This window comes from Pseudomonas sp. SWRI77 (assembly GCF_014269105.1).
GTDB classification, from domain to species: Bacteria; Pseudomonadota; Gammaproteobacteria; order Pseudomonadales; family Pseudomonadaceae; genus Aquipseudomonas; species Aquipseudomonas capeferrum.
The window spans coordinates 291,138-304,350 of the sequence record NZ_JABWRV010000003.1 but is presented as its reverse complement, the minus strand read 5'-3'; the positions used below and the strand labels follow the sequence as shown (position 1 = coordinate 304,350).

At 62.4% G+C, this 13,213-nt stretch carries 13 protein-coding genes and 1 pseudogene; 3 read left to right on the top strand and 11 right to left on the bottom strand.

What is annotated here, in order from left to right:
- Positions 1–258: 258 nt before the first annotated feature.
- The 10 genes from HU766_RS05275 to HU766_RS05230 form a co-directional block, all read right to left on the bottom strand.
- Positions 259–462 (bottom strand): formate dehydrogenase subunit delta, encoded by a 204-nt coding sequence (locus HU766_RS05275; protein ID WP_033700355.1) that lies wholly within the window; start codon positions 460–462, stop codon positions 259–261.
- Entirely contained in the window at positions 459–3,338 is a 2,880-nt protein-coding gene (gene fdhF / locus HU766_RS05270; RefSeq protein ID WP_186654222.1) for a formate dehydrogenase subunit alpha, read from the bottom strand. The genes HU766_RS05275 and fdhF overlap by 4 nt, the downstream gene beginning before the upstream one ends.
- Positions 3,335–4,894 (bottom strand): formate dehydrogenase beta subunit, encoded by a 1,560-nt coding sequence (locus tag HU766_RS05265; RefSeq protein ID WP_033700359.1) that lies wholly within the window; start codon positions 4,892–4,894, stop codon positions 3,335–3,337. Before HU766_RS05265 ends, fdhF begins: the two co-directional genes overlap by 4 nt.
- Positions 4,888–5,370 (bottom strand): formate dehydrogenase subunit gamma, encoded by a 483-nt coding sequence (locus tag HU766_RS05260; protein WP_033700360.1) that lies wholly within the window; start codon positions 5,368–5,370, stop codon positions 4,888–4,890. Before HU766_RS05260 ends, HU766_RS05265 begins: the two co-directional genes overlap by 7 nt.
- A 262-nt stretch (positions 5,371–5,632) precedes the next feature.
- Positions 5,633–6,790, bottom strand: coding sequence for a glutathionylspermidine synthase family protein (locus HU766_RS05255; RefSeq protein ID WP_186654219.1), 1,158 nt, complete (start codon positions 6,788–6,790; stop codon positions 5,633–5,635).
- Positions 6,791–6,792: 2 nt separating this feature from the next.
- Entirely contained in the window at positions 6,793–7,512 is a 720-nt protein-coding gene (locus tag HU766_RS05250) for a DUF1190 domain-containing protein (RefSeq protein ID WP_047583311.1), read from the bottom strand.
- A gap of 28 nt (positions 7,513–7,540) precedes the next feature.
- Positions 7,541–7,966: a DUF350 domain-containing protein gene (locus HU766_RS05245; protein WP_033700365.1), complete on the bottom strand. Its 426-nt coding sequence runs from the start codon at positions 7,964–7,966 to the stop codon at positions 7,541–7,543.
- Positions 7,967–7,978: 12 nt separating this feature from the next.
- A complete protein-coding gene (locus tag HU766_RS05240; RefSeq protein ID WP_186654214.1) occupies positions 7,979–8,578 on the bottom strand; it encodes a DUF2491 family protein in 600 nt (199 codons plus the stop codon).
- A gap of 129 nt (positions 8,579–8,707) precedes the next feature.
- On the bottom strand, positions 8,708–8,995 hold the full coding sequence (locus tag HU766_RS05235) for a DUF3077 domain-containing protein (RefSeq protein ID WP_186654209.1): 288 nt from the start codon (positions 8,993–8,995) through the stop codon (positions 8,708–8,710).
- Positions 8,996–9,108: 113 nt separating this feature from the next.
- Positions 9,109–9,366 carry a hypothetical protein gene (locus HU766_RS05230; protein WP_186654204.1) on the bottom strand — a complete coding sequence of 86 codons (258 nt, stop codon included), beginning with the start codon at positions 9,364–9,366 and terminating at the stop codon, positions 9,109–9,111.
- A 345-nt stretch (positions 9,367–9,711) separates the two neighbouring features.
- Between HU766_RS05230 and HU766_RS05225 the strand changes: the two are divergent.
- The 3 genes and pseudogenes from HU766_RS05225 to HU766_RS05215 all read left to right on the top strand — a co-directional run.
- Positions 9,712–9,916, top strand: a pseudogene (locus HU766_RS05225) (arsenical resistance protein ArsH); the annotation flags it as partial.
- A 200-nt stretch (positions 9,917–10,116) separates the two neighbouring features.
- Positions 10,117–10,554 (top strand): acetyltransferase, encoded by a 438-nt coding sequence (locus tag HU766_RS05220; RefSeq protein WP_186654200.1) that lies wholly within the window; start codon positions 10,117–10,119, stop codon positions 10,552–10,554.
- Between the two features lie 173 nt (positions 10,555–10,727).
- Entirely contained in the window at positions 10,728–12,635 is a 1,908-nt protein-coding gene (locus HU766_RS05215) for an acyltransferase family protein (protein WP_186654196.1), read from the top strand.
- Between the two features lie 62 nt (positions 12,636–12,697).
- Here the strand turns inward: HU766_RS05215 and HU766_RS05210 are convergent, their stop codons facing one another.
- Positions 12,698–12,931, bottom strand: coding sequence for a hypothetical protein (locus HU766_RS05210; protein WP_238338560.1), 234 nt, complete (start codon positions 12,929–12,931; stop codon positions 12,698–12,700).
- Between the last annotated feature and the right edge of the window lie 282 nt (positions 12,932–13,213).

The following is a 13,213-nucleotide window of genomic DNA, read 5'->3' as shown; positions in this document are numbered from 1 at the left end:
CGCTACCATCTAGGTAGGCTGAGATGGCTGTGAGTTTGAACTGCTCTGTGTATTTGCCCATCGGTCCCCCCAAGGGTTGGATTTTTTGTCCAACTTCTTGGGGGCAGTCCACTTTTGTAGGAGCGGCCTTGCGTCGCGAAAGGGCTGCGTAGCGGCCCCAGGTTCTGTGTCGCAGCAAAAATCGCCGGGGCCGCTATGCGGCCCTTTCGCGACGCAAGGCCGCTCCTACACAGGCAAGGCGTTGCCTTGCGCGAAGGGCTAGGTCAGCGCCTCACGCACTTTAGGGTCCAGGCCTTCCCCGCCATTGGCCTCGCTCCACGCCAGCAACTGCCGGCGCATCGCCGGCGTCCAGAAGCTCTGCAAGTGCTGCCTCACCCCCTGCACCGCCAGCACCCGGTTCGGTTCGCTGTCAAAATAATGGGCAATCTGGTTGGCCATCTTGACCAGGTTGTCGCTGCTCATCGGCGCACCTCGGCGCTCTCCGGTTGCTCGGCGGTGCGGCGCTCCTTGAGCAGGCGGCGCTGTTCGTCGCTGAAGTCCTGGTAGCGCTTCTGCCATTCAGACGGGTGGAACACCTTCACCACCTCCACCGCCGTCACCTTGTATTCAGGGCAATTGGTGGCCCAGTCGGAGTTGTCGGTGGTGATCACGTTGGCGCCAGACTCAGGGAAGTGGAACGTGGTGTACACCACCCCCGGCGCCACCCGCGCACTGACCTTGGCGCGCAGCACCGTCTGCCCGGCACGGCTGCCGATACCCACCCAGTCACCGTCGCGAATGCCACGGCTCTCGGCATCGGTCGGGTGCAGCTCCAGGCGGTCGGCATCATGCCAGGCAACGTTGCCGGTGCGCCGGGTCTGGGCGCCAACGTTGTACTGGCTGAGGATACGCCCGGTGGTCAGCAACAGCGGGTAGCGGCTGTTGACCTTCTCGTCGGTGGGCACGTAACCCGTGAGCATGAAGCGCCCCTTGCCGCGCACGAACTGGTCGATGTGCATGGTCGGCGTGCCATCGGGCGCGGCATCGTTGCACGGCCACTGCAGGCTGCCATGGCGGTCGAGCTCGGCGTAGCTGACGCGGTGGAAGGTCGGCGTCAGGCGGGCGATCTCGTCCATGATCTGGGACGGGTGGCGGTACTGCATCGGGTAGCCCAAGGCGTTGGCCAAGGCCACCGTGGCCTCCCAGTCGGCCTTGCCGGCCAGCGGCTCCATGACCTTGCGCACCCGCGAGATACGCCGCTCGGCGTTGGTGAAGGTGCCGTCCTTTTCAAGGAACGAACTGCCCGGCAGGAACACGTGGGCGAACTTGGCCGTTTCGTTGAGGAAGATGTCCTGCACCACCACACACTCCATGGCATGCAGGGCCGCAGTAACGTGCTGGGTGTTGGGGTCGCTCTGGGCAATGTCCTCACCCTGGCAGTACAGCGCCTTGAAGCTGCCATCCAGGGCCGCTTCGAACATGTTGGGAATGCGCAGGCCCGGGTCGGGTTGCAAGGTCACGCCCCAGGCCCGCTCGAATTCGGCACGTACCCCTTCGTTGGAGATATGCCGGTAGCCGGGCAGTTCATGCGGGAACGAGCCCATGTCGCACGAACCCTGCACGTTGTTCTGCCCACGCAGTGGGTTCACCCCTACCCCTTCGCGGCCAATGTTGCCGGTGGCCATGGCCAGGTTGGCGATGCCCATCACCGCAGTGCTGCCCTGGCTGTGCTCGGTGACACCCAGGCCGTAGTAGATGGCCGCGTTGCCGCCGGTGGCGTACAGCCGGGCTGCGGCGCGGATCTGCTCGGCAGGCACGCCGCAGACCGGGCCGAGTACTTCCGGCGCGTTCTCTGGCAGGCTGACGAAGTCGCGCCAGCGGGCGAAGTCCTCGGTCTCGCAGCGCGCGTCAATAAAGCGCTGGGCCAGCAAGCCTTCACTGACGATCACATGGGCCAGGGCGTTGAGCATGGCCACGTTGGTGCCAGGGCGCAGTTGCAGGTGCAGCTCGGCGCGGGCGTGGGGCGAGTCGACCAGGTCGATGCGCCGTGGGTCGATGACGATCAGCCGCGCGCCCTGGCGCAGGCGGCGCTTGAGCTGCGAGCCGAACACCGGGTGGGCATCGGTGGGGTTGGCGCCAATCACCAGCACCACGTCGGCCTGCATCACCGAATCGAAGCTCTGGGTACCGGCCGATTCACCGAGGGTCTGCTTGAGGCCGTAGCCGGTGGGCGAATGGCACACCCGGGCGCAGGTGTCGACGTTGTTGTTGCCAAACGCCACGCGCACCAGTTTCTGCACCAGGTAAGCCTCTTCGTTGGTGCAGCGGCTGGAGGTGATGCCGCCAATCGAATCACGCCCGTACTTGAGCTGAATGCGCCGGAACTCGCTGGCCGCGTAGTTTACCGCCTCTTCCCAGCTGACTTCCTGCCACGGGTCTTCGAGGCGCTTGCGGATCATCGGCTTGGTGATGCGGTCCGGGTGGGTGGCATAGCCCCAGGCGAAGCGGCCCTTGACGCAGGCGTGGCCATGGTTGGCGCCGCCGTTCTTGTCCGGGACCATGCGCACCAACTGGTCGCCCTTCATCTCGGCACGGAACGAGCAGCCGACACCGCAGTAGGCGCAGGTGGTGATCACCGCACGTTCGGGCTGGCCGAGCTGCACCAGGCTCTTTTCGGTCAAGGTGGCGGTCGGGCACGCCTGCACGCAAGCACCGCACGACACGCACTCGGAGGCCAGGAAGTTATCGCCCCCAGCCGCCGCCACCCGCGAGTCGAAACCACGCCCGGTGATGGTCAGGGCAAAGGTGCCCTGGATGTCTTCGCAGGCGCGCACGCAGCGGCTGCAGACGATGCATTTGCTGGGTTCGTAGTCGAAGTACGGGTTGGAGACGTCCTTCTTCTCAGCCAGGTGATTGGCGCCGTCGTAGCCGTAGCGGACCTCACGCAGCCCCACCTGGCCGGCGACGGTCTGCAGTTCGCAGTTACCGTTGGCCGAGCAGGTCAGGCAGTCCAGCGGGTGATCGGAGATGTACAGCTCCATCACATTGCGCCGTAGCCCGGCCAGGCGCGGGGTTTCGGTGCGCACCACCATGCCTTCGCTGACAGGGGTGGTACAGGAGGCGGGATACCCGCGCATGCCGTCGATTTCCACCATGCACATGCGGCACGAGCCGAACGCTTCAAGGCTGTCGGTGGCGCACAGTTTGGGAATGCTGGTGCCGAGCATGGCGGCGGCGCGCATCACCGAGGTACCGGCAGGCACGCTGATAGCGCGGCCGTCGATGTTCAGGCTGACCTGCACCTGGCTGTCGCGGGCCGGGGTGCCAAGATCGGTCTCGGGGTCGAAAAAATTGATCACTGTGCGGCCTCCGTCTGAGTCAGACCGAAATCGGCGGGGAAGTACTTGAGCGCGCTGGCCACGGGGTAGGCCGTCATCCCGCCCATGGCGCACAGCGAGCCGTACTGCATCGTGTCGCAGAGGTCGCGCAGCAGCAGGGCGTGGTCGTGGCGTTCGGTGAAATCGGTGCTGGCGATCAGCCGATCCACCACCTCCATGCCACGGGTCGAGCCGATGCGGCAGGGCGTGCACTTGCCGCAGGATTCCTCGGCGCAGAACTGCAGGGCGAAGCGCGCCATGCTGGCCATGTTGAGGGTGTCATCGGCCACCACCACACCGCCGTGGCCGAGCATCGCGCCCATGGCGGCGAAGGCTTCATAGTCCAGCGGCGTGTCGAAGTGGCTGGGCGGCACCCAGGCACCGAGCGGCCCACCGACCTGCGCGGCCTTCAGTGGCCGGCCGCTGGCGGTACCGCCGCCATAGCCTTCCACCAGCTCGCGCAGGGTCAGGCCGAACGCCCGCTCCACCAGGCCGCCGTGGCGGATATTGCCGGCCAGCTGAAACGGCATGGTGCCCAGCGAACGGCCCATGCCGAAGTCGCGGTAGAACGCCGCGCCCTTGGCCAGGATGATCGGCACCGAGGCCAGGGTAAGTACGTTGTGCACCAGGGTCGGCAAGCCGAACAGGCCCTGCAGGGCCGGCAAGGGCGGCTTGGCGCGGACGATGCCGCGCTTGCCTTCAAGGGACTCCAGCAGCGCGGTTTCTTCGCCGCAGATATAAGCGCCAGCGCCAACCCGGACTTCCAGGTCGAAGGCCTTGCCGCTGCCGGCCACGTTCACACCGAGGTAGCCGGCGTCACGGGCGATGGCAAAGGCCTGGTCGAGCACGCGAATGGCGTCGGGGTATTCCGAGCGCACGTAGATGTAGCCTTTGTCGGCCCCCACGGCCAGGCCGGCGATGATCATGCCTTCGATCAGCAGAAACGGGTCGCCTTCCATCAGCATACGGTCGGCGAAGGTACCGGAGTCGCCTTCGTCGGCGTTGCAGACCACGTACTTCTGCCCAGCCCCGGCATCGCGCACGGTGCGCCATTTGATGCCAGCCGGGAACGCCGCACCGCCACGGCCACGCAGGCCGGAATCAAGCACTGCGGCAACCACCTCGGCGCCGTCCAGCGCCACCGCGTGTTCCAGGCCGGCAAAGCCGCCGTGGGCACGGTAGTCGTCCAGCGACAGCGGCCGGGTTACCCCGGCCCGGGCGAACAGCAGGCGTTGCTGGCTTTTCAGATAAGGGATTTGCTCAACCGGCCCCAAGGCCAGGGCATGCTCGTGGGCCTCGCCTGCCAAGCCATCGAGTAGCGCCGGCACATCGTGCACCGTGACCGGGCCGAAACCCTGGCGCCCTTGTGCGGTTTCGCATTCAAGCAGCGGCTCCAGCCAGTACAGGCCACGCGAACTGGTGCGCTGGATATCGACCGCCAACTGCCGGCGTTCGGCCTCGCGCTGCACGGCCTCGGCAACCTGGTCGGCACCCACGGCGCGGGCTACCGAATCACAGGGGATGAACACCTTCAACATGTTTCGCCCTCCAGGCAACCGTTTACCAGGGCACGCAGGCGCTCAGGCGTGAGGCGTGCGTGCAATTGGCCGTCCAGCTCCAGTGCTGGCGAGCAGGCGCAGGCGCCCAGGCAGTACACCGGGCGCAGGCTGATGGCGCCGTCGGCGCTGGTGCCATGGTCGTCCAGCGCCAATTGGTCGCGCAGTTGCGCGGCCAAGGCCTCGGCGCCACGGCTCTGGCATGACTCGGCCCGGCACAGACGCAAGGTATGGCGTGCAGGCGGCGTGGTACGGAAGTCGTGGTAGAAGCTGATCACCCCACGCACCTCGGCCAGGCTAAGGTTCAGGGCATGGGCAATTTCGGCGACAGCGGCATCGGGGACGAAGCCGATGCCTTGCTGAATGGCGTGAAGGATCGGCAACAGGGCGCCGGGGGTCTCCTTTTCACGGGCCAGGATGCTGTGGATCAAAGGCAGGTGGAGCAGTTCATCAGGCATACAGCGGACCTCGGCATCACGGACCCTGCCTTGGCGTTGTAGAGGCAGGGGCCGGCGTGTTCTGCTGCGGCGTACCGGCCACGTCACGGTTGCGTGGTGTCGGCAGCCTCCTTGCCCATGGCCGTGCGTCTGCGCGCACTGGCCCGAGGGCATCCTGCAAGCATGGCACTTGTGGCGGCGCAGGGTTGCATGCGAACGACCAGGCGCATCCTGAAACCGACGTGAGGTTCAGGGGGTTTCAACTGCCCCGCTTCGCGGCCCGTCAGTCCAGCACGACATGCGGCAAAAACCGCGAGCTGTCCTTGGTAATCAGTGAGTCATCCTCACGGATGCCGATACCCGCCGCTGTGTCACCGACTACCCACGAACCGATCAGCGTGTAGCTGTCAGCAAACCTGGGCAACGGCGCAAACTCTTGCAGGATGTACGGCGCATCGTTGTAGGGCCCGTCTTCGAACACCCGCTGCCCCTCGCCGGTGCGGATGTCCACATTGGCCCCTTCCCGCGAGAAATACGGCTTGCGTACCCAGCCCTTGGGCACAGGCCGCGAAGGGTTATCGTCGATGAAGGCCGGCAACAGGTTGGGGTGGCCTGGGTGCCATTCCCACAGCAACGGCAAGATGCCCTTGTTGGAGATCAGCGCCTTCCACGGCGGCTCGATGAACTGCGTGTCACAACCTGGGATGGCCTTGCCGAAGGCTTCGTGGAAAATGTGCTCCCAGGCGTGCAGCTTGAACAAGCGCTGAATCGGCTGCCCCTCCAGGTCAACGAAACGCCCCTCGCCATTCAGGCCGATGTCCTCCAGGTCGATATGCCGGGTGGGAATACCGGCGTGCGCGGCCATCTTGCGCAAAAAGTCCGTTGTGCCACGGTCCTCTACCGAGCCCGAGATGGTCGAGAAGTAGAACGTGCCCTGCCCCTGCTGCGCGGCAAACGCCTGAATGAGGTCTGCGGCCAGGGTATTGAACTGGCTGGCATGCGCGGGCAGAACGCCCCGCTGGATCTGCTCTTCAAGCCAGATCAACTGGAACGCCGCCGCCTCGTACAGCGAGGTAGGCGTGTCGTAGTTGGCCTCGATCAGTTTCACCGGGCCATGGCCGTCATAGCTGAAGTCAAAGCGCCCATACAGATGCGGCTGCCGCGCTAGCCACGAGTGCCGCACCAGGTCGAAGAATGCCGCAGGAATGGCCAGGCGCGTCATCAGCGCCTCGCTGTCGACGATACGATCAACGGCGTCCAGGCACATCGCGTGCAGTGCTTCGGTCGGGGCCTGCAAGTCGCGCTCGACCTGGGCCTGGCTGAATTGGTAGTAGCCCCGCTCGTCCCAGTAGCGCTCGCCATCGAGGGTGTGGAAGGCAAAGCCCTCTTGTTGGGCAGTGGCGCGCCAACCTGGGCGCTCTGCGAGCTCGACCTTGCGCATGCCTACCCCCCGAAGAAGCTGCCGGACTTGCCGCCCCAGCCACTGCGGGCCGTGGCCTGGCTGCCAAACCCACCCCGCGAGATGGACGCAGAGACGGCTGAGCGTGACGCCGTGCGGCCTGAGGCGCCATAGCCAGCACCGCCCCCGCCGGACGAACCGCCACTGCTGCTCTGCTCGTCCTTGTTGGTGCGCTGAATGCCCCCGGCCACACCATAACGCTGCCCAAGCAGGCCACTGCGCTGCCCGGCGCCATCGCGGTAGGTATACAGCGGCTGCGCGCGATAACGGCGGTCGGCGCTGTTGGTCATCTGCCCCAGCAGCATGCCAGCGACCACGGCGGTGGCGACATGGCCATAGCCGCCGCCCTGAGCGTGGGCCGCATCGACCTGGGACTGGGTGACTTCACCTGCGGTGTCCAGCTCGAACCCGCTCATGCGAGGCATGTAACGGCCACCGGCGCCTATCTGGCAACCGTCAGGGGCGAATTCGGCTTCGCAGTCGGGCTTCGATACATAGGTCGGGGCGGTGCGCCGGTACTCGGCCAGCGCCTGCTTGTAGGCATCGTTGCACGCCTTCTCCGGCACCTTGTCGTTGACGCAGGCTTCGACACTGCCGTAGTTCACCTGCTGGCTGACGGTGTAGGTTTCTTCTTGCGGGCTGCACGCGGTCAACGCCAAGGGCAGCGAGCTGGCCAGCACCAGCTTGACGGAGCTTCGTCTCATTGGGGGTTTCATGGGGGCTCCTAGTGCGTCAGGCCGACGGGGTCATGCAAGCCGAATTGAGTAAGCCGACGCTGATCGCCACGCTGGCAGCGTAGATGGCAGCGGCCAGTTCGCCTGCGGCGATACGCCTGGACAGGCCGCGCAGCACCAGGCTGGTAAGGCCGAAGGCAAGCAACTGCACCACTGCCGCAATCACTACCCAAGCCACGACGTCGAGGATGCCGACGCTGTAGGCAATGATATTGCTGGCCGGCAGCGAAAAGCCGATCAGCGAGCCGCCCAGGGCAATGGCCGCGGCCGGGTTGTTCTCACGAATGAGCGCGAACTCGCGGTGCGGAGTAAGGCGGGTATAGATGAACTGGAACAGCCAGAACAGCAACAGTGCCACGCTGATATAAAGGATGAAGCCAGTCACTGCAGTGGCATTGAGCGACAGGCGCAGAGCGTCGAGCATGGTGAGTCCTTGTCAGGTTACGTGAAAGTCCGTGGGGTGCAGGGTGACGCCCAACGAAGTGGTGAAAGTGGCATGGCCCTGCTCGTCCTCCTCCGCTGACAGCAGCAGGAATTCGCGACGCTCTGGCAGGCCGGTATCGCGGGCGTAGAGCATCGACAGGTGCTGGATGCCATAGCGCGCATCAGGGCTGGTCACGCGCTCGTGCAACGGGACCAGTTTGGCCTGGCCTGCCTCATGGCCCCACTGGCGGGAATACAGGTAGCCGTCGTGTTCGTAGATCGGCAGGCCGACCTTGGACTGGCTGCCGACAAGGCGCTGAAGGTGCGACGCGTCGCGGATCGGTACAGCGCTGTGATAACCGAACAATACGGTATCACCCACTTCGCTACCGTTCATCAGCACTTGCAGCCAATAGTCTTCGTCGTCCAGATAGAAACGCAGCAGGTGCATCGAAGCACCGAGGTCGACCTCGCCGATGGCCCAGACCGTTTCCGCGCCGGGAACCAGCAGTTGCGAATGCCCCTCAAGCAATGGTTTGAGTGACGCAGCGGGTGTGAACCGGCGACCGCTGAGCAAGCCAAATGGCGGCGTGGCACTAGGCGAAAGTGGCATCGTAAACGTCCTGAAGCGGGGCAGTCCTTGCGAGGGGCGACACCTTAACGGGTTTGGCCGCCCGAGCCAATTCAAGCACTGTTTGCGAAACACTGTTGCGGGGGCAACAGCCAACAGCCCCGAGACGCATCAGCGTTGTTTACGCATACCCATGTGCGCATCATCCATCAGCGCCTTGGCCATCTCGCAAAGAAAGTGCGAAGCCCAGACCAGCACAGGTTCGTCGTCCATCACACCGATGAACGATGCCCGTCGTGAGCAATCCAGCAGCAGCGAGGCCTGCTCGATGGCATGGTTGCAGCAGTTGCCGGCTTCAACGCGAAACAGGCGCTTGCCCTGTATCACGCCGTCCATGCACGACGCTGAACCTACGGTCAAACCCAGCGTGCCGGTGCCTTCTGGTACTGTCTTGTCCATTTCAAATCCCCTTGCGCTGTCGCGCAGAAAACAACCTTTGCATTCGAGTTGACGACCCAGTGGGCGCGGGTTACCCGCGAAGGGCTGCAAGGCAGCCCCGGCACGGGTGAACGTCAATGCAACGTATACATCTGCGGCCGTTGCGTCAGTTGCACCTGCGCAACCGCCGATTCCAGCAATGAGCGCACGGCCTCCATCTCGTGCATGACTGCCAGGGTCATGATCGAGGCGGGCGACTTGGGCAGCGTGGAGACGGCGTGATGGGCGACTGCCAAGGCGCAGAGTACGTACTCCGTGGCCTGGATCAGGGTGTCTTCAAGGTAATGAGTGGCATCGGGGGAGCAAGGTGGGTCGGGGACGATCTTGAGCATAACAACCTCCAGACAACATTAAAGTCGGACCGTCGCCAAATCACTTGCAGATGAATGGGTGGCGGCTACGTGCGGGCCTGCAAGACCGGACTTGGAGGTCAATTGCCCGGCTGGCCCGAGGGCCACCCACACGCAGCCACCATTGAGCAAAGCCAACAGCCACTGAGACCAATCCAAGCTACGGGCTTGCAGACCCGGTCGTTGAATATGCAACGACCCAGCGAGACTAGGGGGCTCAGCTTTCCATCGCAATGACGCAATGGCCTGCAAAGGGTTATTCAGAAGCGTCCTACAAGGAAGAGCCAAAATCTGATTATTCATATGTGCAAGTCCTGTTCATGCGCACATGGCGCCCTGTCGGCCGTGTTCAAGGCACCGATCGATTGGATACCCCTGGCCCTTGGCGCCGTGCGCCCCACCCAAGGCAAAACCCTGGCCGTGATGCAGGTAAGCGGCGGCTCGCAGTCGTTCAAACGACAGCGGCCGCATGAAGCCATCGCCGTATAGCGCCGAACAGCTTACAGCGCGGGTGAACCAGTGTTCGATCTGAGCACGTGGTGTTTGCAGGGGCTCTGGCCTTGACGCCCCCTGCGGCGCCCAGTATTTTTTCGGCCCCTTCCTTTTCGGCTACCTCTGCTGTGCACCGCCCAGGCGTTAAATCGCGAAGCGGGCATTCATGATGCCGACACTTATACGGTCGCCACTCAATGGCGTGCCGCTATCCGTCATCAAGTGCAAAAGGTTGCTTTAATGATCATTCGTCAGGCCAACGCCGCCGACCACCCGCTGCTGCTCGACATCTGGCTGCGCGCCGTGCGCGCCACTCACCATTTTTTGCAGGCATCCGACATAGACGCGTTGCTACCGCAGCTGCGCGACGTTTACCTACCCGCAGTCAAGCTGTGGGTCGCAGTGGATGCTGACGACTGCCCGCAGGGCTTTATCGGGCTGAATCAGCACCATGTGGAAATGCTCTTTATCGATCCCGATTTGCGTGGGCAAGGCAGTGGCCGCGCGCTGCTGGATTACGCCCGCGGTTCGCGCAGCGCATTGAGCGTTGATGTGAACGAGCAGAACCCCGAGGCCGTGGGGTTTTATCTGCATTACGGGTTTGTGCAAACGGGGCGCTCTGCGCTGGATGGCGAGGGGCGGCCGTTTCCGTTGTTGCATATGAGCTTGCCTGGCTAGGCACCTGGCAAAATCGTTCCTGCGCCAGGGCGCAGGGACGATTTCCATGCAGCGCGACAGCATCGCGGTCCGAGTCACCGAAAGGGTGCGCTGACAACTCCGATAGTCATTGGTTCCGGGTGGATTTGTGGATACAATTTCCGGCTGTCGCAGAAAAACAAACCGGGATCTCGATGTCTACTATCAGGGTTGATATACAAGTCTTACGCGGGCTTGCCGTCTTATTCGTCGTTCTAGAACACTTGGCTATCCCGGGATTCCACTATGGATATCTGGGCGTAGACATATTCTTTGTCATCTCTGGCTTCTTGATTACCTCAATTGTTTCAAGAGGACTAGCGCGCGATAAGTTCTCCTTCAAAGAATTCTATCTTCGCCGCGCCAAACGCCTGCTGCCTGCTTCGTTCGTAACGATCCTTGCAACTATCATTGCGGCGAAACTCTTCCTGCCACCCATGCAGATTGAATCGCTGAAGCAACAGATCATCGGTGCGCTGACCTTCTCCACAAACTTTGTATTGTTGAGCCAGGCGGGTTACTTCGACCTTGAGTCTGCGACCAAGCCTTTACTGCACATGTGGTCGCTCGCGGTTGAAGAACAGTTCTACTTCTTTGTCCCAGCGCTGCTGGCCTTCACCCCGGCCAAGCACTGGCGGAAGATCCTGGTGGTGCTGGCCATCGCCAGCTTCGTTGGCTGCCTGTACCTGTCCTTGAGTAACCAGTCGGCAGCGTTCTATCTGCTTCCGACTCGGGCGTGGGAACTGCTGATCGGCAGCATTGCGTCCATGCTCGTGCACAGTGCCGCCGTCAAGAACGTCACGTCGAAGCTGGCTGTGCCTGCGTTCGCCGTGCTGCTGGCATCGCCCTTCGTCAACTCTGGCCTGTCGCACCCTGGCCTTGACGCAGTGGTGGTTTGCTTCGCCACTGCCATCGTACTTCTGGCGAATCACCGACTGATCAACAGCAAGGTTTGGACACCCATCGAGAAAGCGGGCGACATCTCCTACTCCCTGTACCTGGTCCACTGGCCAATCATCGCGATCGCGAACGCCTCAATCGGCACCGAGAGCATGACGGTGAAAGCGACCCTGCTAGCCGCTTCGTTGGTCACGGCCATCGCACTGTACAACCTGGTGGAAAAGCCTTTCCGGGTTATGCAGTACGGCTTCAAGCCATCGCTGGTCGTCTTCCCTGCCCTTACCCTGGCACTGTTCGGCCTTTCGCATTCCTTCCTCAAGGTCCAGTCGGCGGAGAAGATCGAGAAGCTGTTCGCACCTAACTACGGCCTCGACCGGTCCTGCGGCACCAATATCTATAAAGACACCGAGAAGTGCCGGACCTCGCAAGATCCGAAGATCATCGTGTGGGGCGATTCCTATGCAATGCACAACATCCCTGGACTGTCGCAAGCGCAGAAGATTGATATCCGCCAAGCCACCCGCAGTGCCTGTGCGCCCTTCCTGAACACAGCGCCCAATACCAAGCGCAGCGACTTCGAAGCGCAAGCGCGTCAGTGCGTTGGCTTCAACGACAGCACCTTCAAGTTCATCAGCGACACCCCGTCGATCAAGACCGTTATCCTGGCCGGCTCCTATGGCCAGTACATGCAAGACACCTTCGAGTCGATTTCCTTCGACACCAGCGGGGTAATGCAGATTGAAAAGTCGACCCCAGAGCGCGCCATGAAGGATATGCAGGTGGTCGTCGAGAAGCTGAAGGCACTGGGTAAGCAGGTAGTCATCATTTCTCCGCCGCCCCCCATCAACACCACCATCGTGAGCTGCATTCAGGCCGAAATGGCCAGTCCATCGCTCACCAATCAATCCAGCAAATGCCTGCTCGACAGGAAGCTGTTCGAGCGCTCCCACAAAAATGTGCTCAACCTGATGAAGTACGCCGAGACTAGCCTCGGCGCCAAGGTGATCTACCTGTCCGACGCACTCTGTGATGCCAAGTCGTGCAAAACCATCATCGATGGCGTCCCGATCTATCGAGATCCAGGCCACCTGAGCAATACCGGTTCTGTGAAGCTGTACCAGAAAATGCCTAACATCCTGGCCGGCATCAACAGCAATAGCTAACGGCAGCAGGTTAGTTGGATTGCATGCGGCGCCTGTTCTGATCGACCGGCGCCGCAGTCATTTCAGCTTGCCCGCTCGATCATCGGCTTAACAGTGATGCCTTGGCGTTTCGCCTCCGCTATCGCGCCCGGCTCGTAGAGCTTGGCCTCTCGATTCCGGATCCAGAAGTGGGCTCTGCGCTTGCGATCGAAGGTCTGGGTTTCCTGATAAACTGCCGCCACTTCCTTCATGATTTGGATCTGGGCTGTGAAGCCAGATGACCCGTCCTTGCGCTTGCGCTGCGTGATGGCTCCCATCGGATTTGCTCCATGGCTGATTTGCTAAACAGAAGCAACGCCTGTAGCAAAACCAGCAAGAACCGGAAAAAGCGACGACAAACAGAGACCCCAAAATGCCACTGAAACAAGCAGAAACCCCAGCAACCTCAGGCGATTTGGTCGTAAGGAGGTTTTCTGTCGCGCCGATGATGGATTGGACCTACTCATCCTGTAGCCCCTGAATCTAAAGGGCTTCAGCGACTGACATTACTTCGAGTACCATTTTTGTACCGCCCAGATTCATGCCGCCCTTCCCACAGA